The organism is Wolbachia pipientis (assembly GCF_030373985.1).
Taxonomy (GTDB): Bacteria; Pseudomonadota; Alphaproteobacteria; order Rickettsiales; family Anaplasmataceae; genus Wolbachia; species Wolbachia pipientis_D.
This window is the reverse complement of the sequence record NZ_JAUCRB010000004.1, coordinates 60,225-86,650: the sequence shown is the minus strand read 5'-3', so window position 1 is coordinate 86,650 and position 26,426 is coordinate 60,225. Positions and strand designations below refer to the sequence as shown.

Below are 26,426 nucleotides of genomic sequence, written 5' to 3'. Positions count from 1 at the left end.
TCTACAATCCTAATAATAAATTAATCTTAGTGAGGTATATTAATTAAAAATATATCTAATAAAACTAATTCACCTTATCTTGTGAGTTGTGCTCTGGCTATTGGAACTTATTGGCATCAGAAGTATTTGCTGTAGCTCCTTATGTTAGTTTCTTAACTCTAGTTGCAGCCTTAAATGTTAGCCTTCCATTTATTATTGGTTGTGCTACATTTTCTGCTATAACTATTGCACTTTCATCTGTAGCAATTAACAAAAACAATACTATTTCTGAGAAAGATACTGAGATTTCTAACTCGGGAAAATCAGCTGACTCAGGCAAAAAGAGTAATAGAGGTTAAGAACAAAGCTATTGCTAACCTTAACAAAGATGACATACTGAAACGTCAAGAACGTAGAGAGAAAAAACAAGAAAAGGTTTTGGACTATGCAGATCTCAAGAATCTATTTAAAAAGGAAGAAAAAAAAGAAGAAGTTTTGGACTCTGTAGCTCTTGGGAATCTGTTTGAAGATACTGGAAGTCCAGAAAATCAGCCTGCTAAAGAAGAAAATAGTCAAAGCTGGGCTGCATGGATTGGGTCATTTCTTAATAAACCTAAAGTATCGCCTGCAAGTGTTGATAGTAAGAGCCTTTAATGGATGTAATCTTATCCTGGAAAAATAGCTTTAAAAACTATTTCTCCTCTCTAACATCAAACCTCAAAAAAATCGGCGTAGGTTTAGTTAATGTAACACCTAAGCTCACACACGTCTTGCACAGAGATTTTAAATCACGTTTTTCCCTTGGAATTTGCAATTGATCAAGTATCATTTCCGCTGATTTGGGAATGATTGGCTGCAATAAAGTGCCAATTATTCTTATGTATTCCAATAATTTGTAGATTACTAAATTCATGCGCTCTCTGTCAGTTCTGCTCAATGTCCAGGGTGCACTTTTATCTATATAAGCATTGGCTTCAGAAGAGATATTGGTGATTAAAAGTATAATGTGGTTAAATTCATACTTTAATAGATGATCCATCACTTGATCTAGTATAGCTTTGCAATTTGGCAAACTTTCATCACTTTTAAGCAAATTTCGATCAACTGCTGGTACAATTCCTGAGCATTGTTTGTGTAGAAATGAAATTGTTCTTTGCACTAAATTGCCTATATTGTTTGCAAGTTCTGAGTTTATTCGGCTGATCATGTTTTTCTTACTGAAATTGCCATCCTGACCGAAACTCCCTTCCCTAAGGAGAAAATAGCGTAATTGATCGACACCAAACTCTTGAGCCAAGCCAGTTGGATCTATGATACTGCCAAGGGATTTGGATATTTTTTCCCCCTCATTCAACCACCAACCATGAACTGCTATTTGTTTTGGCAGTGGCAAATCTGCTGCAAGAAGAATCGCCGGCCAATATATAGCATGAAAACGCAATATGTCTTTACCGATTACGTGAACGTTGAAGGAGTTGTCGGTCTCCAAAAATCTCTTATACTTTTCATCTTCAGTATTTGGGAAACCTACTGACGTGAGATAATTAGTTAATGCGTCTACCCAGACGTAGATTACGTGTTTGTGATTTCCTGGAACTTTTATTCCCCAGTTAAAACTAGTGCGAGAGATTGAAAGGTCAGTAAGTCCTGATTTTACAAACGATACCACTTCATTTTTTCTACTTTCAGGAAAGATAAAATTTAGTTGATTTTCATATAATTCCAGCAATTTATTTTGCCAGTTCGACAAACGAAAAAAATAGCTTTCTTCTTTTACCCATTCAACTTCAGCGCCTGTTGGTGCTTTGCCATCTATTAGTTCTGATTCCTGATAAAATGCTTCATCACGAACTGAATACCAACCAGAATAGGAATCCAAATATATTTGTTTCCTCTCTTCAAGCCTATTCCATAAAGCTATAACTGCTTTCTTGTGACGTTCTTCCGTGGTACGAATAAAATCGCCATATTGAAAGTTCATTAGCTCAGCCAATTTTCTAAATGAAACGCTTACTTCATCTGTAAACTCTTTTGGCTGCATTCCCTTTGCTTTAGCTGCTTTTTCAACCTTTTGCCCATGTTCGTCTGTACCAGTGGTAAATCTGACGCTTTTCCCAGCTAGTTTCATAAACCTAGCTGTAACATCACAGATGAGAGAAGTATATGCGTGACCAATGTGTGGCTTGTCGTTTACATAATATATTGGCGTGGTAATGTAAAAGTTCTCGAATTGTCCCATTATACGGTGCTAAAGGCTCTATCGTACCTGCACTAGTGGTAAAAATCAAGAGACTAACTGTTCATTGAGCCACAAAGTATATAATTAACATCTACACTTTGAGTTAAATTCCACTCACGCTTTATTACGTTATACTCCATACCAGCCATATTTTGTAGTGTGACATTATTTTCTCTTAGGTGATTCGCAATTTCTGACGGTTTGAGAAATCTATTCCAGTTATGCGTACCTTTCGGCAACCAGTTTAATACATACTCCGCACCAATTATTGCAAGACAGAAAGATTTAATAGTTCTATTGATTGTGGATATAAAGATTAGCCCTTCTGGTTTTAGTAGTTCTATCGCTTTTTTCATGAAAAGCTCTAAATTGTCCACATGCTCAACTACTTCTATCAGTAAAACTACATCGTATTTTTTGTCATTGCTCAGCTCTTCAACACCGATGTGTTTATATTCTATGTTTAGCCCTACCTTTTTCGCATGTGACTGTGCTACTTTTATGTTTTCCTTACATACATCTATTCCTGCAACGTTAATGCCAACGCGCGCCATTGACTCTGACAAAATGCCACCACCGCATCCAACATCAAGAAGTGATAATTCTTTTAAATCACTCTTCTTCAATTCTTTTATTTTCTCGATAATGTAGGATGTTCTAATAGGATTCATCATGTGCAATGGTTTGAATTTGCCATTCTCATCCCACCATTCGCCTACCATTCTAGCAAGTTTTGATACTTCATCTTCGTTATAAGTTTGTGTGCTTTTTTTCTTACTAGAAGAGGTTATATTGCAAAGTTTATCAAGGCGTTTTTTATGTCTACTTTCTTTTGAAAATTCTGTTTCTAGGAATTGTTTAACTATATCTTTCGCTAATTCATTAGCAGTAAACCTTGCACCAAGGCACAGTACATTCGCGTTACCATGCTCGCGAGCTAATTTTGTAATTTCAACATTATTGCATAAAACAGCATGGATTCCTTCAAAGCGATTTGCTACAGTACTCATACCCAGACCTGTACCACAAATTAATATCCCATAATTTGCTTTTTTGTTTGTTATATCTTCTACAACTTTGACAGCATAGTCTGGGTAATCTACACACTTTTGCTCAGCAGCGCAGCCTTGGTCTACCACTTTATAACCTAGGGTTTCCAGATAAGGTTTTATTTCTGATTTTAATTCATAACCGGCATGATCTGAGGCAATCGATACTACATCTGACATACAAAAACTTGACCTTACATAACTTAAGGATATTTATATGGGTAATTTATTTTGATCTATCTGTCAAGCCCTCCTAGTCTTTCGAGAGACTTGAAGCTTGAAATAAATTTCGAGTCAGATGCACATAAACTCTATATAATTTTTATTCTGCTACTAATTCGATAAAATGGATTACATAGATATTATAAAATCAAGACTGTCATTATCCGACATAGTAGGTAAGAAAGTCAGGCTAATAAAAAGAGGAGATAGTTTTGTTGGGCTCTGCCCGTTTCATAATGAAAAAACTCCATCTTTTTCGGTGAGCAATACCAAGGGGTTATATTACTGTTTTGGTTGCTCAGCTCATGGTGATGTGTTTGAGTTTATTTCACAGACTGAGGGCTTAAGCTTTAAAGAAGCACTGGAAAAGCTAGCATCAGCTACAGGTGTTGAGTTGCCCAAAAACCTCAGCGCTGCTAGAGAAAGCGATAAACTGTTTTCAACATTGAGTTTAGCTGCAAGTTGGTTCGCACAGAAAAATCAGGGTGTTATAGCTTATTTAAAGCAGCGCAAGATTTCGCCTGAAATTATAGATAAATTTAAGATAGGCTACGCACCAAACTCTGGTTTGAAAGAATACTTAAATTCCTCAGGTATTGAAGACAAAACTTTGATTGATATTGGATTAATCAACATAAATCTCCGCGGTTATTTTTATGATCGGCTGATATTTCCTATATATAACATTGCGGGAAAGGTTATTGGTTTTGGCGGACGTGCGCTGAGTCCTGAGCAACAGCCAAAATATTTAAACAGTCCAGAGAATCAGCTATTTAAGAAAAGAGAAAACTTATATGGATTAAACTTTGCTCTGAGGGAAATACGCAAAAAACAGCATGTATTTGTTGTTGAAGGATATATGGATGTGATAGCATTACATCAAGCAGGAGTTAGCAATACAGTTGCTCCGCTTGGTACCGCAATTTCTGCAGAACAGATAAAAAATCTATGGAGATTTGCTAAAGAAATCTCCATCTGTATGGATGGCGATAGTGCCGGACATCGGGCTGCTACCCGAGTTGCGGAATTCGCTCTAACAATATTAGAGCCTGGATACATGTTGAAGTTTGTCACTCTGCCGAGTGATAAAGACCCACACGATATATGTAATGAACTGGAATATAATAAAAAAGACGTATTAGTTATGCTTGACAACTTAACAGAACTCCATTCTTCATATTTATGGCATCACATAGTCAATAGTAGTCTACAAAACTACGAAAAACTCGCTCCAGAAAAATATTCAGTTCTTGAGCACAAGTTTATGAAATATGTCAACGCTATCAGTAACAGCAGTATTAGAAGGTATTACAGAGATTATTTTTACAATAAGGTAAGTGAATTAAGAAGAAGCCTCAAAAAGCAGGTTTTTAACAGTAAAATTAGAGCAACAAAAGGTGAATATCTTCACAACAAATCTCCAGAGCTAATTGAAGCAGAGCAGAATCAGGCCATAATTTTACGTATAGCAATAGAATTCCCTGAAATCTTACACCATCCTGTATTTTTTGAGCAATTTTCCCATTTTGAATTTTCTAACGCAGAGATGAAAAGCTTACAACAGCGTATAATTGATGTGACAAATAATGGAAGTAAACTCGATAAAAGGGTACTCTTACTAGAGTTAGAGCGATTTAAAGTTAGTCAATCCATAAAGTTTATATGTGAAAAAACTAGTGTACTAAATAGCCAATTAAACGAGAGAAAATCTGCAAAAATTGTATGGAATAACATAATGTTACTAAAAGAATTAAACTCACTACAAGAAGAAAAAACCAAAGCAAGACTGAGCGGTAATTTTGACTTAGAGGAAAGGCTGATAGAACAAATAAAGCAAATAGAAAGTAGTATACAGGAAATGCAAATGGAGTTTATTCAAAAGTAATTGCTACAGTTATATTATATGATGTTAAATAGTAAAAGGTGTCATCCAAGTAGAAACGAAAAACTTACTTGACAAATCTCACTAGCTCCCTTATCCTGAGATTTAGGGTATTTATTTATCTTAAGTCTGTGCAGGTTAAACGACAAAAAATTTACCGTATTTGGTGCATCATGTTTCTTTTACATCGTTGTCTACATTATCAGCTAGTGTTGTGAATCGCGCCTGTTAAGCTTGTAAAAACATCAAAAAATCAAACTATAAAATAGGTAGTAAATAACTAGCTAACGGAGCTTCTTTTGCCTTTTTCTACCTGGTAAATTTCTTAAATATTTAGACTAGTCGCAATTTAAGGGTACGCAGCATTACAAAAAACAATATTTTAATAGATAGCAAATTGCCTTTTTCTGCTTAGTTTAGGTTATGTAAGAAGCCTACTTATGTGTAATGCTCACTCACATAATCATCAATAATTGTTTTAAACTCTTCAAAAATATTATTACCTTGTAAAGTCCTGAAGTACTTGCCGTCTTTATAGATAGCTGAAACTGGCTTTTCTCCATATCCAGGTAAGCTGATTCCCAAATTTGCGTGTTTACTTTCTCCAGGACCGTTCACGATGCATCCCATAACAGCAATATTCATATGCTCTACACCTGGATTTTTTTTCTTCCATGTTGGCATGCGAGTTTTTATATAATCATTTACTTCTTCAGTCAATATACGAAAACGATCACTGTGCGTGCGCCCACATCCGGGACATGAATTAACTTGAGGATTAAAGTGGCGCAAGCCTATAGATTGTAATACCTCTTGACACACTGTTACCTCATTAATTCGTGATTCACCAGGGCGCTGAGTTAAAGAAGCACGTATCGTATCTCCAATGCCATTTTGTAATAAGTAAGTAAGCCCTGCTGTGGTATTTATTACGCCTTTATTGCCCATACCAGCTTCTGTTAAACCCAAGTGCAAAGCATAATTAGAAGATCTTGCAAGCGCCGTGTAAACTGAAATTAAATCTTGCACCCTGCTCACTTTACAAGAAATAACCATTTTGTTTGAACTGAGACCAATTTCCTCAGCTTTTTTTGCACTGCTAAGAGCAGACATTACAAGTGCCTCGTGCAATATAACATCAGAAGATTTTGGATTACTAGACAAAGAATTTTTATCCATCAGCTTTTGCAGCAGATATTTGTCAAGGCTGCCCCAATTTACTCCAATTCTGATAGGAAGGTTGTGCTTTATTGCATACTCTATAACTCTTTCAAATTTCTCATCACGTTTGCTGCCAAAACCTATATTACCTGGATTCACCCTAATTTTACCCAGCATTTTGATGTTGTCTGGATAATCCTGAACTAGCCTATCTAGCTCATATTGCCCACAGCCTATCAACATCTTGCCGTCACTGCCCTCTTTATTTATCTCCTCTATTATATAAGGTATCGCTTTTGTCACTTCTTCTGAATTCAAAGCAATTCGCACCAGCTCTGAACCTGCATGTGCCAGTTCTATTATTTCTTTTGCGTATTGCTTAGCACTGCTTTTTATGTTGTCAGAATCTATATGTACACCAAGTGCCATAGATTGCACAACTATAGGATTAGTTCCTCCTATCTTTATTTGTCCAACTTTTACAACATGAGTTTTATGTCGAGCAGCAGGCAATAATTCATACAATTTGTCATTTAATTCACAATCTGCCAGATCTTTATTCAGCATGTCATTAAATAGCTCTAACCTATTCTGCTGTATCAGCCACACTTCCAAATGAATCTGAACTATTTGAACTATACTGTGTTACGTTGCTTAGATCAGCAATGGAATCACGTGAGCACGTCCTTTTTGATGGAGTGTCTTTTATAGTAACATTTATAGGAGAAATTTTTTTCTCTCGTGTTGCAGTAACCCTTTTTCCTGCTTGTCGTTTACCTTTGCATTGCTCACCTTTATATTCAGAAATTGGTTCATGATCTATGAATACAGCTCCTTTCAAACGTGCAATATTGATGCCATGCCGATTCACCATAGCGTCCTTTTCATCGTCAATTATACAAGCTTCTACGCCGCTTGGTTCCTTATTAAGGACGGCAATTTTTTTTTCCTTTAATTTTTTAGCCAGACTTTCTCTGTTTATGTTAGCATTAGCCCGACCTTGCAGCTTTTTTTTCTTTAGAAGTTCCCTACGCTTCTCATATAGCTTATACGACTCAGCAAAATCCTCATCTTCATGAAAGCTAGCACCGCCAGGATTACCTGGAGGTTTATATTTCTTACTAAGCTTTACTTTAGACTTAGCTTCAGCATTATGCACAATAAAGAAGCTAAAAACCAAAAACATTAATATAAATAAGACTTTAGAAAAAACCCTAAGCATATGGTACTATAGTAAACACTGTGTTTTAAAAAATAGCAATTAACGAACTTTAAGTAAACCAGAATCTTTACTAACTTTGTAATGAACGGTGACTGCATACTTGATTAACACAAGCAAGACTCAAGTTTTTAAATATTTGTATATGTCTTTTTACTAGTCTATTAATTAAGCTTCAACCCAAATCAGGGTATGAACAAAAAAATAGCGGCAGCAAAAATGTCAATATAAGAAAGGCAAGAGTAAATTTACATATCAGCAGCTATCGAAATTGTCTAATAGCTACCTAAGACCCTTACTTCCCACTCAAGTTCAACGTTAAACTTATCTTTCACTACATCTTTTATTTTGTTGCCAAGATTTTCCAAGTCAAATGCAGTTGCATTATTGTGATTGAGTAAAAAATTACAATGTTTCTTAGAAATTTTAGCTCCACCGCTATTTAAGCCTCGACAACCAGATTCATCAATCAGTTTCCATGCTTGATAGTCTTTTGGATTTTTGAATATGCATCCGGCAGTTTTTCCTCTAAGTGGTTGGCTCTTATTTTTTTTATCAATAACCTCCTTCAATTTACTGAGTATAATTCCATGCTCTGAACCTACCCCTTTAAACTCAGCTTCAACAAAAATCCACCGTCTGCTTAAATTATGCCCACGGTAAACATAACCTATTTCTTTGCTAGAGAATTCATAAAGATTTCCATCTTCTAGATTCACTGCTTTTATGGATTGTACAATACTTGCAATATCACTACCATATGCACCTGCATTCATTTCAATTCCACCACCAACTGTCCCTGGAATTCCAACTAGAAACTCGAGTCCACTAATTTGTTGCTCTCCTGCAAAGTAAGCAAGATTGCTAAGTAGCGCTGCACCACCTGCAACAATAGAATTGTTATCTTTACACCTAATGTATGCAAACTCCTTACCTAATTTTATTGTTATTCCCCGAATGCCACCATCTCGTACTATTATGTTGGAAGTTGCACCGATAACACTAATTGGCAATTCAGTATTTTTAATTAAACATATTAAATCCTCAATGTCACGTGGCTTAAACAATACATCAGCTTGTCCACCAACATTTAACCATGTTATTTTAGACATTGAAACATTGTAACGATAGATTCCACGTACTTTAGGTAAGCTTATAAGCATTTTGCTTTTAATTCTAATCCTGCATCCATACCCATTTTTTCTGCATTCTCTACAAACGAAGTGCGTTCAGTAAAGTATATATTTTTTCCGTCTGCTAACATACAACAAAGATGTAGCATGTTTTCACTCACATATTCTGCCAAAGCCGCAAGCGGCGTAAAGCATGAACCATTTACTGTCTTCATAAAACTACGCTCTGATTTAACTCTTATAAAAGACTTAATATTATTAATTTTCTCTAAAAGATCGATAATTTTTACATCATTTTTTCGACATTGAATGCAAATCGCCCCTTGCCCCACTGCACTTAGCATGATTTTTGGTAACAATACTTCAGTAACTAAGTGATGCTTTTTTAACCTTATTAACCCTGCTTCAGCTAGAATTATTCCATCAAAACTATGATTTTGCAATCTAGTTGTCACATTTCCACGCAACGGCATTATATTTAAATCTGACCTGAAGTTTAGCAGCTGGACTTTTCTTCTTATTGAGGAAGTTGCAATCGTAGCCCGCTGTGGCAAAGACTCAAGGCTGTTATATTTATTAGAAATAAACGTATCATATGGACTTAACCTCTCTAAAACACAAGGAATTACCAAATCTTTTGAGAAAAACGCAGGCACATCCTTTAGCGAATGAACTGCCATGTCTATATTATTCTCAAGCAATTCAGTTTCAATTTCTTTGAGAAATAGTCCTTTGCCTCCTATTCCAGCAAGATTTGCATTGGCATATTTGTCACCAGAAGTTTTTATTTTAATGATCTCAACAGATAAACCAGGGAAGGAGTCCAGCAACTTTCGTTTTGTCTCTAAAGCTTGAGCAATCGCAAGGCTGCTTCCTCTGGTGCCTATTCTGACTAGCATGTATCTAAATTTTAACTTAAATAGCGCACAAAATTAGTTTACAATCAATTACTACAATTTTAAACCTACAACTTATGCGCAATAGGCTTATAATCAAATCTTTTTCGGTGCTGTGCATCCTTTTATTTGCTTTATACGTAATACTGCCAAATTTCTTAGATAATAAGCTTCTTGTTTCAAAAAAGAGAATAAACTTAGGGCTTGACCTGAAAGGTGGATCATCTTTGCTTCTTAATGTAGACTTAGATTCCTACTTCAAAGAAAAATTGGGTATGTTAGCTGATGAAATAAAAGAAAGTCTGCTAATAAAAAACATTGAACCGAGCGCACAAAGCGATAAACAAGTGGTTGTAACCTTAAATAATATCGATGATTATAAAAAAGTTTCAACATTAGTTCATAAAATAAACCCAAACTTAGAGCTGAATAGAAAAGATGCCTCAATTTTCATTTCATATAAATCTCATTATAAAAATTCTCTAATCAACGAAGTAGTTTCTGATTCAATAAATAACGTCCAGAGACGCTTGGATAAGCTTGGCACGAAAGAAGTAAGCGTGCAAAAACAGGGACAGAACAAAATATTAGTTCAAGTACCCGGAATAGAAGACACTGAACAAATAAAATCTCTACTTGGCAAAACTGCTAAGCTAGCTTTCCATTTAGCAAACATTAACGTAGCTAAGATGCAGGATATAGATCACGAAACTACCGTCATACTCAAGGACTCTTTAGGCAATTCCTATCCAATATTCCGCAAGACTGAAATAGGTGGTGATTCACTGGTTAATTCATCAGTTAGATTTGGTCACTTAGGTAAACCAACAGTACATTTTAAATTTGACAGCATAGCGAGTAAAAGATTAGCGAAAATCACTAAAGAAAATGTAGGAAAGCCCTTTGCAATTGTTCTCGATAACACAGTCTTAACTATGCCAACAATACGCGAACCAATTCTAAACGGAGAGGGGGAGATTAGTGGTAATTTCACTGAGAAACAAGCAAGTGAGCTGGCAATACTCCTCAAATCTGGAGCACTGCCAGCACCACTTAAAATAATAGAAGAGAAAAATATTGGTCCAAGCCTTGGGGAAGAGTCAATAAAAGCAGGAGAAATGGCAGCGATAGTCTCTATCGTAGCCGTAGCTTTATTTATAATAATTATTTACGGCAAATTAGGTTTATTAGCATCTGTTGCACTGCTTTTTAATGTAATTTCTATACTATTAATTCTTACCCTACTTGAAGCAACCCTTACTCTACCTGGAATGGCCGGCATCGCACTAACTGTTGGTATGTCAGTAGACGCAAATGTTTTGATATTTGAACGCATCCGTGAGGAAATAAAATCAGGAAAAAGAACAGTTCGCGCTATTGAAGAAGGGTTTCAAAACGCAATAAAGACAATCCTGGATTCAAATCTCACTACTCTAATTGCTGCAGGAATAATGTTTGCCATTGGCAGCGGAGCAATCAGAGGCTTTTCTGTTACTTTATCGATAGGAATTTTATGCTCGATGTTCTCTGCAATCACAGTTACAAAACTTCTGATAGAGTTGTGTGTGGATCCGAAGAAGTTGGTACTTTAATTTATGGTGTTACTGATTCCAAAAACAGCAAAATTGCTGTATAACGTCACTTTAAGGGTTGATTTTTGATGCATAAGTTTGCAATACTCTTCTCTATACTGCTCTCAATAGTTGCTTACTACCTAAACAATGAAGTTATATTTGAAGTAGCAAAGCTACTTAGTGATATATTAATCAGTTTGTTGAAATTAATAAGCTTACCTTTAGTTTTTCTATCTATAGTGTCCACAATTTCTGGGCTTAAAGACTCAATTAAGATCAAAACCTTAGTTAAGAAAACACTATTTTATACGCTGCTTACAACTATTATAGCTGCGTCTGTTGCATTATCTTTTTATCTGCTAATAAATCCAGCAAGAAAAAATTTCATAAGTAACAAGATAGAAAGTATGAATGATAGCAATCATAATTACTTTTTATACTTGAAGTCACTCATTCCTTCGAATTTTGTGCAAGTTTTTCTTGAAAATAACATCATTGGTAGCATACTGATCGCTTTTTTGATGGGTGGAGCTATTATTTCACTCCCCCCAAAAAAACAGGACATATTACACCAAATATTCTCTGCACTTTTCGATGCGTTACTTAAAATTTCTCAAGGGTTATTAAAGTTTATTCCACTTGCTGTGTGGTCTTTTATCACATGTTTTTTGCATGAATTAAAAGGTGGCAGCGAGTTCTATAGTCTTCTGTGGTACCTTGCTTGCATAATGTCTGCAAATTTCTTGCAGGCGTTTCTGATTTTGCCTCTACTTATGTGGTATAAAGGCATCTCACCAGTTCAGACGCTAAGGGGAGTTACACTAGCATTAACACTTGCGTTTTTCTCTAAGTCATCAAGTGCAACATTGCCAACAACTATAGACTGCGTGCAGAATAAGCTAAAGGTACCGAAGACATTATCGTCTTTCATCTTACCAATGTGTACAACAATCAATATGAATGCATGTGCCGCGTTCATTTTGATTACAGTAATGTTCGTTGCAGAGATGAATGGGCACACATTTTCCTTAAGCGAAATGTTTATATGGATTTTTTTAGCCACAGGAGCTGCAATTGGCAACGCTGGAGTGCCAATGGGGTGTTATTTTATGACAGCTAGCTATCTTGTATCAATGAATGTTCCTTTGTACATCATGGGACTAATTTTGCCCATTTACACGATCATCGATATGTTTGAAACAGCAATAAACGTGTGGTCTGATGTTTGTGTAACTCAAATAATTAATAAAGAATGTAAGGGTGAAACTTAAGAAATGATATTAGATAAAAATAATTTAATAATAAAAGAGTTTGAGGAAGCTGGAGCAATTCTGCATGGGCATTTTGTTTTATCCTCTGGATTGCACAGTGGCACATATATACAGTGTGCTAAAATTTTTGAAAATCCAGGCAGGGCTATGAAAGTTTGTGAGCTATTAACACATAAAATAAAAAAAGAGCTGAGTAACTCCATAGATTTAATACTATCTCCTGCAATAGGTGGAATAATTGTGGGTTATGAGATTGGTAGACAGCTTGGAATGAAGACGATGTTTTGCGAGCGTGTTAATGGCAAGTCTGAATTACGCCGCGGATTTGAAATTAAACAAGGTGAAAAAATATTATTGGTTGAAGATGTGATAACTACAGGCAAATCCTCACTTGAAGCTGTAAAATGTGCAGAAGATATGGGAGGTAAAGTCATTGCTGAAGCTGTTCTAATTAAGAGAAATAGTGAAACGAAATTGTCTTTTCCTATTATATCTTTACTTGAACTTAATATAAAAAACTACAGCGAGGCAGAGCTCCCTGAGGAACTGAAGCAATTGCCTGTAACCAAGCCAGGGAGCAGGGAATATCTAAGTAATTGTTCAGAGTAATCCTTACTTAAATGTCATCAAGTAGCTAATTGGCATCAGATTTTTTACCCATAGAAACAGAACTAAAAACTAAATGCAAAAATTACTTGACAAGTTTTGGCAGTCTCCTTATCAATAGCAGTCAGGGTTTTTATAACTCTAAAACTTGTTTTTGATCTGCAGATTCAGTGAAAAACTCAGGGTATTTTTCAGCGGATTACATCAAATTATTGGGCTGCACGTCTCTTAAATTTTCTCTACATTCAGCCAAATCGTGCTTAACTAAGCGTCAGCACATTATTACAGCGCTAATTTAAAGTATTAAAGGGTCAAAACTCGCCACTCAAGGTCTCTTTGTCTTTTTTTTCACCTAGTGAATTTATTAATATTTAGATTAGTTGCAATTTAAGAGAGGTGTCATGCAAGTACTGACACTGGAACCTAAAAAAAAGAAAATATACCCCAGGCTGGGCGCTGGAATAACAGAGAAGAAGCGCTGAGGTGACACCGTAATAAAGGAACCAGTGTCAGCTACTTGCATGACACCACTTGCTATTGTTTTTCGATTAACCAGCAGGCTTACCCAATTGTGCTGCAACTAACTTTGCAATTGGTACTCTATAAGGTGAACACGAAATGTAACCCACCCCCGATTTAATGAAAAATTCTATAGATTGTGGATCTGCACCGTGTTCTCCACATATACCAAGCTTAATTTCTTTTCGTGTTCTTTTACCTCTTTCAATAGCTATCTTGACCAACTCCCCTACTCCTTCAACGTCTAGCACTGCAAATGGATCGTTTTCAAATATGTTACTTTCTTTATAAGAATCAAGGAAATTGACAGAATCATCTCTTGAGAGCCCCATGGTTGTTTGTGTTAAATCGTTAGTACCGAAACTAAAAAATTCTACATGCCTTGCTAATTTATCAGCAATCAGTGCTGCTCGCGGCAGCTCTATCATCGTTCCGATTGAATAGCTCACATCGAAGCTTTTAGCCTCCCTCTTTATTAACTCGCATATCAAAATAAGCTCTTTTTCGTTCATAATAAGAGGGATTATAATTTCAGGCTTAATTTCTACCTTTTTTTCCTTCTTTAGCTCATCTGCAGCGCTGAATATTGCTCTAACTTGCATGCTATATATTGCAGGATGAGAAATAGCGAGCCTGCAACCTCGGTGGCCAAGCATTGGATTTTTTTCTGACAACTGTGCTATTTTATTTTTTACTGATTCAACTGACTTATCCAGTGATTTAGCGATTCTTTCTATAGTAGATTGATCGTGGGGTAAAAACTCGTGTAAAGGTGGATCAAGCAAACGTATAGCGACTTCCTTGCTCTCCATAATAGAAAATATTTCCTTGAAATCAGACTTTTGCATTCTCTCCAATTTGCTTAACGCATTTGCTCTCTCAATTTTGTCGTCAGCTATTATCAATTTCTGAATGAACTCAATCCTATCACTAGCAAAAAACATATGCTCTGTACGACATAAACCTATGCCCTCTGCACCGAATTCTTTAGCAATTTCTGTATCTTTTGGGGTATCAGCATTCGCTCTTACTTTGATTGTTTTAATTTCATCTATCCAGTTAATTATCGTTTTGAATTCTTGCGATAATTCAGGCGAAATTGTAGGAAGGGTGCCAAGCATTATTTCTCCTGTGCTTCCGTTAATGGTAATTGGTTCCCCTTTGTTCACTTTCTTATCTCCTAGAAAAAAGAAACTCCCATCTTTATCGATATAAAGTCCTCTTACACTGCAAATACACGGCTTACCCATTCCACGGGTTACAACAGCAGCATGTGAAGTCATCCCCCCTCGTGCCGTTATTATTCCACTTGCAGCATTCATTCCACTAATATCTTCAGGGCTCGTTTCTGACCTTACCAAAATTACCTTTTTACCCTGTTCCGCAGCTTTTTCTGCATCATCTGTTCTAAACACTACACATCCTGAAGCAACACCTGGAGAAGCAGGTAGCCCCTTCCCTATTACTTTTTGATCATTTTTAACATCAAGAACTGGATGCAATAAACTATCAAAAGTTTTCGGATTAATTCTTGATATTCCTTCTTCTTTTGTGATCATTCCTTCATTCACTATATCAACTATTATGCGAACAGCAGCCTCAGCCGTACGCTTACCGGATCTAGTCTGTAAAATCCATAACTTTCCGTCCTGCACGGTAAATTCGACATCTTGCATGTCTTTATAGTGCACTTCAAGCTTTTTACATACCTCGCATAATTCTTGATAAACACTCGGCATCAACTTCTCCATGGTGTTTTCTTGCTCTCCATCAATAGGTATAGGAGTGCAAACACCGGAAACCACATCTTCACCCTGAGCATTAATCAAAAACTCACCAAAACATTTTTTTGCTCCAGTTGAAGGATTACGTGTAAATACCACACCAGTTGCAGAATTATTATTCAGATTACCAAAAACCATCGCTTGCACGTTTACTGCAGTTCCAAGGTTTTCGGAAATATTATTTATTTTTCTATAGGAAACGGCCCTATCGTTTTGCCAAGAGGAAAATACCGCATTCACCGAGCTGAGCAACTGCTCTTCAACGTTCTGCGGAAAATGTTTTCCTGTTTTTTCACGTACTATCCCTTTAAAATCATCAACAACTCTTCTTAAAATACCAATATCAAAATCAGCTAAACTTTTTGCCTCATGTTTTTGTTGTTCATCATCAATAACGCTTTGAAATAGGTGATGGTCAAGCTGTAGTACAACATTGGAGTACATCATGATGAAACGGCAGTAGCTATCATAAGCAAAACGTTCTCCATTTTTTTCTGCAAGCCCAACAACGGTTGCATCATTCAAGCCAACATTTAGAATTGTATCAAGCATGCCCGGCATTGAATTGACGCTACCAGAGCGTATGGAAACCAGCAGTGGATTATTTGAATCTCCGAATTTACAACCGGTATCATTTTCAAGCATTGTCATGTATTTTTTGATCTCACTGCATATGTCATTCCAGCGCGTGACGCTGGAATCTATGTTTTTTTTCTGAATTCCAGTGTCGACTACTTGGATGGCAGGGGATTCCGCATTATTATCTTGATAATAGACTTTGCAAACAGAAGTGGAGATTGTAAAACCAGGCGGAACGGGAATACCAACATTGCACATTTCTGCTAAATTTGCCCCCTTCCCTCCTAGTAGATTTTTCATTTCTGCACTGCCTTCACACCTATTCTTGCTGAAGTAATATATCGACTTTTCTCCCATTTTTTTCTCCGGATTTTCACTAATGAACACCTTATACATACAATTCTAATAAACCTGTCAGGACTTGAAAGTCTAGGGTAATAAATTTTGCAAAATTTAGCAACAGCATCTCTTCTAACAACATTAGTAAAGTTAACAGAAGAAACGACAAATTATTAAATAATTATCAATAATGATATATAATATCAGGATATTTTAAAAATTTTTTTATGCCCATTTCAAAAATTCTGGATCCCAAAAACGATTTTGCATTTTGCCGCATCTTTGGCTCCTTAAATAACAAGGATATTTTTATTCACTTCTTTAATGATATACTAGACCTCACTGATGATAACAAGATTAGAGATGTTTCCTTTCTCAGTCCCATTCAAATTCCCATCATTCCCTCCCAGTTTGAATATCGAGGATATTTACTTTCTATGCTGCTTTTATCAACAAATACACTTGGCTCTTTAGTGCAGCTATTTATACTGGAAAATCCATACTCGGTAAACCATATTTTTTTCATTTTGGGGTGCCAATTTGTTTTACTAACGTCAGGGTTTATGTGAGTTTCACCCCACCATTTTTCAATATTTTTCCACGCATATCTGCTGTCGGTATGCTTTACTCTTTCGGGTTTACTCTTTGAGCAATCGTAGAAATAACCACACCCTACTCCGCTACTTCAACTATCGGTTACATCTTGTATAGAGTAGCCAAAAGGAGGTTCTGGGTCACCAGTCAGTGAGAAATAAGCATCTATGCCAACAACATCGATGTGACCCAAATCATAGCCCATCGATATTGTACCAACCATCATACGAATGATATTCGCTCCAATCTGCAGTGTAAGTTACGGTTACTTTTTTCCCAAGCTGAAGTCTTATTCGCCTTGCAAGCTCAGCTAGCTCTATGACTGTAAGATAATTACCTTGAGCATCTTTTACCCTGGTAAGCTGCGCAAATTCAGACCAGATGATAGACCTTTCCACTCTAGCCTGCTTGGCAATGCTCGTATAATGTTCTATAAATTTGTTATACTGATTCTTAAAGAAATCTCCTATATCCTCAGGAGACCAGCTCAATTTTCCTCACCACTCTTTTCTCTCTGTGCTAAGTAAGGTCATTGGATAGAGTATTAACCTCATAACCTCTGCTGTCCAGCTCTTCTATATATCTTATCAGCGCTGCATCACTAACCGTGCCACCATACCTTGGGGTTCCATTATCATCTTTTGAAATTAGCTAAGCACCATCTCTCGTGACATTACCTACTTGCCAATCACCAGGTAAGATTGCGAAATCATCTTTAAATTTAACTGCGGGGTACATTTTACAATCTTTAATGTTCAGATTATTCGTAAACCAATTAACCACCACTGACACCCTCTCAACATTTGGCAAACCTTCTTTTAACTGATCCAAAGAGAGCATTGCATAGCTCTTTTTAGTGTGATTATTATGATTTATCCTCTGTGCCAGTCCATATGGAATATACTGGCTACTACTTATTTTTTCTCGCGCAATTTTCTTCTGTATTTTCGTACCATACACAAACTCTCCTGAACCTGGTATGATATTGATATTCCTAATATTCTCCGCTATTGAAAACCCACCTGGCTTTAATGCAGTTTGTACTTTAAGCGTAAATACCGGGACGCGATCATTATAGTCTGCTAAAGAAAAATTCTTAATAACTATGTAAGATATTCCCCCTGTAGGCTGGCACATTTCCCTTACCCTCGATTGATGACATAAATGGATCAGGATTTTGATCTTCTGTACCACAGTATAAAGTATAATCTATTTCATCAAAACTAAGCGACGTTGTATCCGCTCAGATTCCCTTTAATTTCTCTACCTCTCCTTTGCAAATCACAATCGCAAGAGCTGCATAGTAGTTATGTGCAACATTTATACTTCTTCCGATTTCATTTCTGGTGGTTATCGCTTCTTCTTTGATTGGCTGTGCCAAAATAATGTTTCCTGCAACTCCGGCAGTGCCATAGATAACTGGGACTGTTCTGCCATAAGTTGAGGTTTGAACTTGCAGATTTTTTAGCTTTGACCCATACGCCACTTTTTGTTCGGCATCAAGATCAAACATTGTACTATCGAGCTATGCACCAAGAAGAGCACCTAGTTATGAGCCGATAACCTGACCAATTAGACCAAAAATGTTACCAGCTGACCCAAAATTGATTATAAAATTATTGTAGACATGGTAATCTTCCTTTTAAATTAGACTCTATGGTCGAATCATAGAATGACGAAAACGATGCAGCCTAAGATGTCATGCCAGTGCGCGATACATAGCTGTATAAACATTTGCTTTTGTTAAGGTGATTCGAACAACAAATGGTGTCATTCCAGCGCGCGACGCTGGATCTAGCTTTTCATACAACTTTATCAATGTTAGTATAAGATCAGCCACTTTCCATGTTTAACAAATCAGTTCGCTTGTTTACAAGCAAACTTTCCCGGATCCCAGTGTCAGCTACTTGAATGATACCCTCCAGTTGTGTGCGTGACATTGAAATGATAACTGCATCATTAAAAATGAGAAATTCAATAATTTACAATGAATAATTAATGTACTTAATCAAGAAAAATATATGGTAAACCACATGGTTACAAATCTATGATAAATAGAGATGAAAAAGCACGGAAGTAAAAATTTATGTTGCTTTTACTATATCTAGTATCAATATAATTGGCATGATTACAAGTATGGTAAAACCAATGAGAGTTAATCTATCTAAAAAAAATAGTGAGAGAGTCTTATACGGTACAAAATGGATTGCTAATGCTGGCAAAAACTATCTTGCATCACTAAACAATAGCACTCAACCAACTAGTTCCTGGAAAAAACTAATCAATGCCATTTTACTCTTCCCAATCACCGTACCTACTGCTGTAACAGTAGCGTCGATTGTTTATACCTACTTCTTTTTGAATGCTGTTAGTGCTCAAAAGAACGATTCCACACTATCTAAAATAATAAAGTTTATAGCCAAAATTCTAATCTATATTGTTGCTGCTGTAATTCTAATTCCGTGGATTATATCAAATCTAATGACTTCACTGATACTTGGTCTTATTTTTTACTCTATCAATAAAGATTTCTTTAATCAAAAGAATACAAGTATAGAAGATCAAGCAGTAAATGAAGTTCAAATCGAGAATGAACAAGAGTACAACAAATGTATTAAAGAAGAAGTTGGCAAATTAGGGCAACAGTATGATACAGATCAGGGTCAATCAGATATAGAAGTAATATCTCGAGTAATGAAAGATGAACAAGTTATAGATTGGACTGTTATAGCAAGGGTTGTAATGATGATATCAGAGACGGTAAAGGAATGATACGAACAGTTGCAGGTGATCACAACATAGCTATGAATGGAATCATTGCTGGAAATCTTTCTAATGAAACAGAAGGTTTTGCTGCTGGCTTCGGCTTTCAATTTAGCCTTATTAAAGAGAGTAGTATTGACTTTCAATGTGGTTTTAACGTATGCATTGGAGCTGACAAAAAGCAGGCAATCGAACGTCTAAGACAAAGCGAATCATTACGAGCCTTGCTCTCTGGCTGTGGTGGAATATTGTCTATTGAGCAACACAGTAGCACACGACGGAAACAGGCCATATACAAGCTTGTAATGATAGTGGGGTTTTATGAACTTACACTCAAGTTAAGAAGTTACTTTCGGCATATCTCCCTTTACTTGTATTCCCTTCGTTTCGTCTACTTTTGTGTTAGGTTTTGACAGCATATATGTGGTGCCACCAACTGCTAGCGCTGCTATTGTAACTGCAGCTACTGCTATCAGTATGGGCATCAACTCAACTGCAACCATCCTGGTTGCAAAAAGTGCCACTGCTACAGTAGTGAGCACTGCAGTTACACAGCCGGCAAAAACTTCCTTTCTAGCTACTGATGTAGGCTCTGTTTTTCCTAAAAAACGTATTGTATCTTTATCATCTTGTGGTAAGTCCATTTTTTTGCTTAGTTTTTCAAGTTGTTTTTCTTCTGCTGCCCTCAAAAGCTTCTTTATATCATAATCCTCAGCTAAGTCTCTTGGAGTTTTACCTTCATTATTTTTCGCATGAACATCAGCTCCTCCTTCTACTAGAACCTTTATAATTCTTTTACCTTGATAATGTGAAACAGCCAAATGTAAAGGGGTATTCCCGTCTTTACCCACTGCTTTAACACCCGCCCCTCCTTTTATCAGAATATTTAAGGCTTCTTTACCAGAGGACTCTGAGGCAACAAGATGCAAAAAAGTTTTATTATCTTTTTTTGCATCAATATTTATTTTTCTGCTGTCAATAGAGCACACATTACTTCTGCATGTGGAAACTGAATAGTGCAATGCAAAGGAGTTTCATTATTTTTATTTGTTAAATTAACATCAATGTCTTTCGCTTTTAATAGAGCATCTATTGCTTTTTCGCTGTTGTGGAAAGCGGCTCAGTGCAAAGTAGTATATGTAACACAGCCTTTAGCGTTGACTTTTATTGTTTCTACCTACAATAGAACATCTATTACCTTTTCACTATCAAATTCGGCAGTTCTATGCAAGTAGTACACAAAGATGGCACCTCTACCGCATTAACATCAACTTCTTTTATTTTTGATAAGGTACCTGCTACTTTTCCTAGATTACCATAAGCAACTAGGTGTAACAATGCGCTTTAATATTTCCGAATTGAAACATATAATCTATATTAAAAGTTTTCCTCCATTCCTTATATGCACTTGAATCTATTACTTTTAACTTCTTCTTTACTTTTTCAATTACATTACCTTCACTTAAATTTGCCTCATTATCGATTGTACTTAATATTTCTTTACACTGCTCATATTTCATTGTCATCACTCTACCTGTGACTTTAAATAATATTTTAATTACTACATACTACAGAAAAAAGTCAACCCTACTTAATTTTTATTAGTCAGCACGCTAACTATGAAACAGTCTATATTGCCATCAAAAACAGAATTTATATTGCCAACTTCATATCCAGTTCTTAAATCTTTCACCATTTGATATGGGTGCACAACGTAAGATCTAATTTGATTACCCCAACCTATATCGCATTTCTTGCCATATTCCTCAGCCATTTTCTGCTCTTTTTTCTCCAATTCAATTTGATATAAACGCCCTCTAAGTAACTTTAATGCCTCATTTTTATTCTGGTGCTGGGAACGGCTGTTTTGGCACTGAACTATAACACCTGTTGGAATATGCGTAATGCGCACCGCACTCTCAGTTTTGTTTACATGCTGACCGCCTGCTCCAGAAGCACGGTAGGTGTCGATCCTTAAATCCTTTTCATCCACAGCAACATCTATTGAATCTTCTATTACTGGTGTCACTCCTATGCTCGCAAAACTTGTATGACGTTTGCTGTTTGCATCAAATGGTGATATTCTAACCAATCTGTGAACGCCATTTTCGCTTTTTGCCCATCCATAAGCCTTTTCTCCAATGATCTTTATTGTTGCAGACTTTATACCAACTGATTCTCCTTCTAATTTTACCACAATTTCAACTTTAAAGTTGTGGTAAATTTCTGCCCACCTTATATACATGCGCATGAGCATTTCAGCCCAATCGTTGCTCTCTGTTCCACCAGCTCCTGAGTGGATCTCTAAAAAGCAGTCATTGTTGTCTGCTTCACCAGTAAATAAGGATTCTGTTTCTTTATGCTTGATTAATTTCTCTAGCTTTACTAGTTCACTTTCAACTTCAAAAAAAAATTCTTCATCATTTTCATTAATAGCAGATTTCATTAAGCTAATAGCATCGTTGTAATCGCTCTCTAACTTCAAAAATGACTCCACATCATTCTTAACCTTAGAAAGTTCTTTTAAAACTTCTTGTGCCTTTTGGTTGTCTTGCCATAAGTCATTATCTGCAGCCTGAGATTCTAGCTCTGCAAGGCGTGACTTTAATTTTTCTATGTCGAAGACACCCCCTGATAGCAGAAATACTTTTATCTAAGTTCTGAAAATGCTCAAGAGTTTCTAAATAAGTTTTCATTATGCTTTAGATTTTAATATATTTACTATCAATAGCAATAACAGTACACAAAACAGAAATTTAACCATATAGTAGTTAATTTAAAACAATCTTATTATACTCTAATGTTTAAAGGAATCAAGTACGTATATTTATTAAGAAGTAAGGTAAAAATATGAACGTTGAAATAAATTCTCATTATGGTTTAGATAAAAAGGCTATTGATGACTTAATCGATTCACTTGATAACCAGGAACTAGAAAACGTCCACAATATTGTAAAAACAATAGATAGCGTTCAGTTAGCTTATTTTTTATCCACTTCAATCAGTGATCACAGGGAAAGACTAGTTAGCATCCTAGACCAATATTCGTTAAGTGATGCTCTAGTGCATGTAGTACCAGATTTACAGGTAGAAATTATAGAAACATTGGGAATAGAAAATACGGCAAAATTACTAATGCTCCTCGATGTAGAAGATATCGTAACCATAGTCAAAGACTTGGATAGAAAGTCCATAGAAAACATACTTAACTACTTGCCCAACGCAACTCAAAAGACAGTAGAGGAGTTGTTATCATACCCAGAAGAAAGTGCAGGAAGGTTAATACATAAAAATATGGTTATAGCCCCATATTATTGGACGATAAACAAGCTAACAGAATTTTTACGCAACTATAAAAAAATACCAGAAATATTTCATCAGATTTTCATCATCAACTCAAAATTAGAACCTATAGGTACTGTTAATTTAAATAAGGTGATATCTCACCCAGGAGAAACAACAATAAAGGAGATAATGAGTCAGGACATAAAAATCATTAAAACTGGAGTAGACCAAGAGGAAGTAGCAAGAATATTTAAAGATTATTCTCTACTATCAGCTCCAGTAGTAAATAAGCGTGGTAAAATCATCGGTGTGATCTTAATTGAAGACGTAATAAAAGTTGTTCAACAAGAAACAGAAGAAGATGCGCTCAAAATAAGCGGTATGTCATCTAAAGCTGATATAAATGCTCCTATACATAAAACCATAATTCAAAGATTACCTTGGTTATTGTTTAACCTCTTAGCTGCAACGATATGTTCTATAGTAGTTGGCTTTTTCGATAATGTAATAAAGAGTTTTGTAGTACTCCCAATAGTTATGCCGATAATTGCGTCAATGAGCGGAAACGCAGGGTCTCAAACGGTAACGCTAACCATCAGAGCAATTGCAACAAAATATTTAACTGAACAAAATGCAAACAGAATACTTATAAAAGAGCTTCAAATAGGTCTTATAAATGGGATAATTCTGTCTACCATTTCATTAGTAGTATTAGCAATAAGATTTCACAGTTTTAAGGTGGAGATTATTTTTGTGGCTTCCATGATTATAATGTCGATCATTGCAACATTTATTGGAACTTTCATTCCTATAATGCTTCACCGTTTAAAATCTGACCCCGCCGTTTCTTCTTCAATCCTAACATCAGCAACAACCGACATTCTTTCAGCTTTTATATTTCTCGGATTAGCCACGATCTTTTTGTTAAATAGCTAAGTTTTTCTAAAGCAGACCCGACGCACAGCTTCAACTATATCTTCCATTTGTGGTAAAGCTTTTCTTTCTAGGTTTGCAGCATAAGGTAAGGGAACATCCTTGCCGGTTACACGCACAACTGGGGCGTCAAGGTAGTCAAATCCCTGCTCCATAACAACGGCTGAAAGCTCTGCTCCTATTCCTGCAAATGGCCAACCTTCCTCTACGCTAACTAACCTATTAGTCTTCTTGATAGAGTTAATAATAGTTTCAGTGTCAAGTGGCCTTAAAGTTCTAAGGTCAATAACTTCAGCCTCTATACCTTCATTAGCAAGTAAATCTGCTGCATTTAAAGCATCCATTAATTTCAATGAGAAAGCAGTGATAGTTACATTTTTTCCTTCCCGTATAACAGCAGCTTTGCCTATTTCAAGTAGATAGTCTTTATTCGATAGCTCATAGTCAGAAACTTCATGCTCGTGTCCGTAAGCGATCTCATTTTCTAGAAATATCACTGGGTCCGGATCGCGAATTGCAGCTTTAAGCAGGCCTCTACAATCGGAGGCAAAATAAGGTGCCATTACTTTTAGCCCTGGTACGTGTGAATACCAAGATACAAAACATTGAGAGTGTTGCGCGGCAACTCTTGCTGCAGCTCCATTTGGTCCACGAAATACTATGGGACATCCAAGTTGTCCACCTGACATATAATTTGTTTTTGCTGCAGAGTTCACAATCTGATCGATAGCCTGCATAGAGAAATTAAAAGTCATAAACTCGACGATTGGTCTGAGTCCAGCAAATGCTGCTCCAACAGCAAGGCCAGCAAATCCATGTTCAGTAATAGGAGTATCAACTACCCTATTCTTTCCAAATTCTTGCAGCAATCCTTTCGTTACTTTATAAGCACCTTCATACTCTGCAATTTCTTCACCCATGATAAATACACCAGTATCGTTTTGCATTTCTTCTCTAATTGCTATGCATAAAGCTTCTCTTACACTTAAAGTTGCCATTTATAAACTTTTATAGATTTTAACTGAAGTAACTATACCAAGATTACCAGGGACGAGTAAAGCAGATATTATTACAAATTAAGTTTTACAAACAACCATATTGTTGATCTTGAATAGCCACTTCTTCTAATTCAGCGGTGGGTTTTGATAATATTGTGTATGCAATGCCACCAGCTATCAACGCAGATGTCACAGAAGTTGCAATTATTGAAAGAACAAATAATCCTGAAGCAATACTAAGGATAGAACTTACTATTGACGTGGCTACAAGACTTACGTAGGTAATTCTTGAGAACAGTGGTTTTTTCTCTGTTTTTTCCAATGCACTCTCATTTAAATCTGTTTTACTCTTGACTTTTTCTTACAAGAATCCTACCACCTCATTGTTTTGTTTGTCAGTAGCAAGATCTAAAGGACTCTTTCCGCTTTTGTCTTTTATTTCAAAATTTGCTCCCTCTTCTACTAGATATTTTACTTTATCTAAATGACCATCGTATGCAGCATGATGTAAAATAGTCTTTCCACCTGGATCTATCGCATTAAGATCTGTTTTGCTTGTTTTTAATATATCTTTTGTTACATTTACATCGCTGATCTTAACGGTACTATGCAAAAAGAGTCCACCCCTCGTTCACTGCACCAACACCCGCTCCATTTCCTATTGTTGTTGGACGCTTTACACCTTCAGTTACATAACTTTTTAATTCTGCTCACGCTTTTTTTAATAACACTTCTGTTTTAGAATGTTGATTTTTGTTTTTTTCTAATTCACTCTTAAGTGTTGCGTTTTTATTTTCTAGATCTTGTTTTTTTGTTTTAGTGATTGATTCTCCTTTTGCTTATTCTATAGTTGAACATTTAATTCTTCTAATCTAACATTAAGTTCTTCCATCTCTTCTTGCTCTTGCCCTAACCCTAGACCACTTTCATCGCTAATACTTTCATTTAAAGAGCCCTGTTCATCACTACATGCAGCACTGTGTTGTTTCAAATAAGGATTTGTACCATTTTTAGCACATTATTCTCGTTCATAACTGAACTTGCAGGAGTCATATGATTACCCTGAAATAGATAATAGGTGCTTCCATCTTGAAGCCCTATGTTAAGATCTTTTGCTTTCTTTTGAGGCTTTGTACGATAACTTTCTTCTGCTGCCTCCAACATTTTTACTATAGCTTCTTTACTTTCTCCACCCATCTCTCTTGGAGTTTTATTTTAGCTTTTTAATAAAGGATTCACTCGATAAGCATTTACTAACCGCTTTACCATGTCTTGATGACCATGCAAAAGCAATATACAAAGCTGTCAATACACTATCCTTAGATACATTTTTCACTCGAGCGTTAACACTTACTTTCTTTTTCAGTAGAAGCTCCACTATCAACAGGTAGTTACATGCCG

General features: G+C 36.1%; 29 protein-coding genes and 2 pseudogenes. 9 read left to right on the top strand and 22 right to left on the bottom strand.

Annotated features, from left to right (window positions below; all coding sequences use genetic code 11):
* The first annotated feature begins 110 nt into the window (after positions 1 to 110).
* Both QUS22_RS04545 and QUS22_RS04540 read left to right on the top strand, forming a co-directional pair.
* Positions 111 to 338 carry a hypothetical protein gene (locus tag QUS22_RS04545; protein ID WP_289513802.1) on the top strand — a complete coding sequence of 76 codons (228 nt, stop codon included), beginning with the start codon at positions 111 to 113 and terminating at the stop codon, positions 336 to 338.
* Between the two features lie 79 nt (positions 339 to 417).
* Complete coding sequence (locus tag QUS22_RS04540) at positions 418 to 633, top strand: hypothetical protein (RefSeq protein ID WP_289513801.1); 216 nt, start codon at positions 418 to 420, stop codon at positions 631 to 633.
* Positions 634 to 670: 37 nt separating this feature from the next.
* Here QUS22_RS04540 and metG read toward each other — a convergent pair whose 3' ends face one another.
* Complete coding sequence (gene metG, locus QUS22_RS04535) at positions 671 to 2,218, bottom strand: methionine--tRNA ligase (RefSeq protein ID WP_289513800.1); 1,548 nt, start codon at positions 2,216 to 2,218, stop codon at positions 671 to 673.
* 53 nt (positions 2,219 to 2,271) lie between these two features.
* Positions 2,272 to 3,447 (bottom strand): bifunctional 2-polyprenyl-6-hydroxyphenol methylase/3-demethylubiquinol 3-O-methyltransferase UbiG, encoded by a 1,176-nt coding sequence (gene ubiG, locus QUS22_RS04530; RefSeq protein WP_289513799.1) that lies wholly within the window; start codon positions 3,445 to 3,447, stop codon positions 2,272 to 2,274.
* A 166-nt stretch (positions 3,448 to 3,613) separates the two neighbouring features.
* Here ubiG and dnaG point away from each other — a divergent pair, with 166 nt between their 5' ends.
* Complete coding sequence (dnaG, locus tag QUS22_RS04525; protein WP_289513798.1) at positions 3,614 to 5,374, top strand: DNA primase; 1,761 nt, start codon at positions 3,614 to 3,616, stop codon at positions 5,372 to 5,374.
* Between the two features lie 435 nt (positions 5,375 to 5,809).
* Here dnaG and ispG read toward each other — a convergent pair whose 3' ends face one another.
* The 4 genes from ispG to hemC form a co-directional block, all read right to left on the bottom strand.
* A complete protein-coding gene (gene ispG / locus QUS22_RS04520; RefSeq protein WP_289513824.1) occupies positions 5,810 to 7,099 on the bottom strand; it encodes a flavodoxin-dependent (E)-4-hydroxy-3-methylbut-2-enyl-diphosphate synthase in 1,290 nt (429 codons plus the stop codon).
* 19 nt (positions 7,100 to 7,118) lie between these two features.
* Positions 7,119 to 7,754 carry a TRP75-related protein gene (locus QUS22_RS04515; protein ID WP_289513797.1) on the bottom strand — a complete coding sequence of 212 codons (636 nt, stop codon included), beginning with the start codon at positions 7,752 to 7,754 and terminating at the stop codon, positions 7,119 to 7,121.
* Between the two features lie 272 nt (positions 7,755 to 8,026).
* Complete coding sequence (murB, locus tag QUS22_RS04510; protein ID WP_289513796.1) at positions 8,027 to 8,914, bottom strand: UDP-N-acetylmuramate dehydrogenase; 888 nt, start codon at positions 8,912 to 8,914, stop codon at positions 8,027 to 8,029.
* A complete protein-coding gene (gene hemC / locus QUS22_RS04505; protein WP_289513795.1) occupies positions 8,905 to 9,783 on the bottom strand; it encodes a hydroxymethylbilane synthase in 879 nt (292 codons plus the stop codon). Before hemC ends, murB begins: the two co-directional genes overlap by 10 nt.
* A gap of 74 nt (positions 9,784 to 9,857) precedes the next feature.
* Between hemC and secD the strand changes: the two genes are divergently transcribed.
* From secD to pyrE, 3 genes are all read left to right on the top strand, one after another.
* Positions 9,858 to 11,372 carry a protein translocase subunit SecD gene (secD, locus tag QUS22_RS04500; RefSeq protein ID WP_289513794.1) on the top strand — a complete coding sequence of 505 codons (1,515 nt, stop codon included), beginning with the start codon at positions 9,858 to 9,860 and terminating at the stop codon, positions 11,370 to 11,372.
* Between the two features lie 68 nt (positions 11,373 to 11,440).
* Positions 11,441 to 12,625, top strand: coding sequence for a dicarboxylate/amino acid:cation symporter (locus QUS22_RS04495; protein ID WP_289513792.1), 1,185 nt, complete (start codon positions 11,441 to 11,443; stop codon positions 12,623 to 12,625).
* Between the two features lie 3 nt (positions 12,626 to 12,628).
* A complete protein-coding gene (gene pyrE, locus QUS22_RS04490; protein ID WP_289513791.1) occupies positions 12,629 to 13,234 on the top strand; it encodes an orotate phosphoribosyltransferase in 606 nt (201 codons plus the stop codon).
* Between the two features lie 545 nt (positions 13,235 to 13,779).
* On the opposite strand, the gene ppdK is transcribed toward pyrE, so the two are convergent.
* Entirely contained in the window at positions 13,780 to 16,470 is a 2,691-nt protein-coding gene (gene ppdK / locus QUS22_RS04485) for a pyruvate, phosphate dikinase (RefSeq protein WP_289513823.1), read from the bottom strand.
* A 209-nt stretch (positions 16,471 to 16,679) separates the two neighbouring features.
* Here ppdK and QUS22_RS04480 point away from each other — a divergent pair.
* Positions 16,680 to 16,853: pseudogene (locus QUS22_RS04480) on the top strand (PD-(D/E)XK nuclease family transposase); the annotation flags it as partial.
* Here the strand turns inward: QUS22_RS04480 and QUS22_RS04475 are convergent.
* The 4 genes and pseudogenes from QUS22_RS04475 to QUS22_RS04460 all read right to left on the bottom strand — a co-directional run.
* Positions 16,838 to 17,059 (bottom strand): annotated as a pseudogene (locus tag QUS22_RS04475) (baseplate megatron protein TIM-barrel domain-containing protein); the annotation flags it as partial. The pseudogenes QUS22_RS04480 and QUS22_RS04475 overlap by 16 nt on opposite strands.
* A gap of 181 nt (positions 17,060 to 17,240) precedes the next feature.
* Entirely contained in the window at positions 17,241 to 17,537 is a 297-nt protein-coding gene (locus QUS22_RS04470) for a baseplate megatron protein TIM-barrel domain-containing protein (protein ID WP_289513790.1), read from the bottom strand.
* Positions 17,538 to 17,697: 160 nt separating this feature from the next.
* On the bottom strand, positions 17,698 to 18,183 hold the full coding sequence (locus tag QUS22_RS04465; protein ID WP_289513789.1) for a hypothetical protein: 486 nt from the start codon (positions 18,181 to 18,183) through the stop codon (positions 17,698 to 17,700).
* Between the two features lie 106 nt (positions 18,184 to 18,289).
* A complete protein-coding gene (locus tag QUS22_RS04460; protein ID WP_289513788.1) occupies positions 18,290 to 18,559 on the bottom strand; it encodes a hypothetical protein in 270 nt (89 codons plus the stop codon).
* A 623-nt stretch (positions 18,560 to 19,182) separates the two neighbouring features.
* On the opposite strand from QUS22_RS04460, the gene QUS22_RS04455 reads away from it, so the two are divergent.
* Positions 19,183 to 19,818 carry a hypothetical protein gene (locus tag QUS22_RS04455; RefSeq protein ID WP_289513787.1) on the top strand — a complete coding sequence of 212 codons (636 nt, stop codon included), beginning with the start codon at positions 19,183 to 19,185 and terminating at the stop codon, positions 19,816 to 19,818.
* Between the two features lie 329 nt (positions 19,819 to 20,147).
* Here the strand turns inward: QUS22_RS04455 and QUS22_RS04450 are convergent, their stop codons facing one another.
* The 5 genes from QUS22_RS04450 to prfB all read right to left on the bottom strand — a co-directional run bounded on the left by QUS22_RS04450 (position 20,148) and on the right by prfB (position 22,505).
* A complete protein-coding gene (locus QUS22_RS04450) occupies positions 20,148 to 20,798 on the bottom strand; it encodes an ankyrin repeat domain-containing protein (protein ID WP_289513786.1) in 651 nt (216 codons plus the stop codon).
* On the bottom strand, positions 20,771 to 20,875 hold the full coding sequence (locus QUS22_RS05585; protein ID WP_353477743.1) for a hypothetical protein: 105 nt from the start codon (positions 20,873 to 20,875) through the stop codon (positions 20,771 to 20,773). Before QUS22_RS05585 ends, QUS22_RS04450 begins: the two co-directional genes overlap by 28 nt.
* 128 nt (positions 20,876 to 21,003) lie before the next feature.
* On the bottom strand, positions 21,004 to 21,147 hold the full coding sequence (locus QUS22_RS04445; RefSeq protein ID WP_289513785.1) for a hypothetical protein: 144 nt from the start codon (positions 21,145 to 21,147) through the stop codon (positions 21,004 to 21,006).
* Complete coding sequence (locus QUS22_RS04440; protein WP_289513784.1) at positions 21,135 to 21,335, bottom strand: hypothetical protein; 201 nt, start codon at positions 21,333 to 21,335, stop codon at positions 21,135 to 21,137. Before QUS22_RS04440 ends, QUS22_RS04445 begins: the two co-directional genes overlap by 13 nt.
* A 65-nt stretch (positions 21,336 to 21,400) precedes the next feature.
* Positions 21,401 to 22,505 (bottom strand): peptide chain release factor 2 gene (gene prfB, locus QUS22_RS04435; RefSeq protein ID WP_289513783.1). Its coding sequence is split into 2 segments (ribosomal slippage): positions 21,401 to 22,429 and positions 22,431 to 22,505, totalling 1,104 coding nucleotides; the frame shifts between segments, so codons are not numbered across the junction.
* Between the two features lie 154 nt (positions 22,506 to 22,659).
* Between prfB and mgtE the strand changes: the two genes are divergently transcribed.
* On the top strand, positions 22,660 to 24,030 hold the full coding sequence (gene mgtE / locus QUS22_RS04430; protein ID WP_289513782.1) for a magnesium transporter: 1,371 nt from the start codon (positions 22,660 to 22,662) through the stop codon (positions 24,028 to 24,030).
* Here mgtE and QUS22_RS04425 read toward each other — a convergent pair.
* The 6 genes from QUS22_RS04425 to QUS22_RS05580 form a co-directional block, all read right to left on the bottom strand.
* Complete coding sequence (locus tag QUS22_RS04425; protein WP_289513781.1) at positions 24,027 to 25,025, bottom strand: pyruvate dehydrogenase complex E1 component subunit beta; 999 nt, start codon at positions 25,023 to 25,025, stop codon at positions 24,027 to 24,029. The two genes, mgtE and QUS22_RS04425, sit on opposite strands and share 4 nt — an antisense overlap.
* 85 nt (positions 25,026 to 25,110) lie before the next feature.
* Entirely contained in the window at positions 25,111 to 25,347 is a 237-nt protein-coding gene (locus QUS22_RS04420; RefSeq protein ID WP_289513780.1) for a hypothetical protein, read from the bottom strand.
* 39 nt (positions 25,348 to 25,386) lie between these two features.
* Positions 25,387 to 25,638: an ankyrin repeat domain-containing protein gene (locus QUS22_RS04415; RefSeq protein ID WP_289513779.1), complete on the bottom strand. Its 252-nt coding sequence runs from the start codon at positions 25,636 to 25,638 to the stop codon at positions 25,387 to 25,389.
* A gap of 231 nt (positions 25,639 to 25,869) precedes the next feature.
* Positions 25,870 to 26,016, bottom strand: a complete 147-nt coding sequence (locus tag QUS22_RS04410) for a hypothetical protein (RefSeq protein WP_289513778.1) — start codon at positions 26,014 to 26,016, stop codon at positions 25,870 to 25,872.
* Positions 26,013 to 26,222 (bottom strand): hypothetical protein, encoded by a 210-nt coding sequence (locus QUS22_RS04405; protein ID WP_289513777.1) that lies wholly within the window; start codon positions 26,220 to 26,222, stop codon positions 26,013 to 26,015. Before QUS22_RS04405 ends, QUS22_RS04410 begins: the two co-directional genes overlap by 4 nt.
* A 13-nt stretch (positions 26,223 to 26,235) precedes the next feature.
* Positions 26,236 to 26,409 (bottom strand): hypothetical protein, encoded by a 174-nt coding sequence (locus QUS22_RS05580; protein ID WP_353477742.1) that lies wholly within the window; start codon positions 26,407 to 26,409, stop codon positions 26,236 to 26,238.
* Positions 26,410 to 26,426 lie beyond the last annotated feature (17 nt).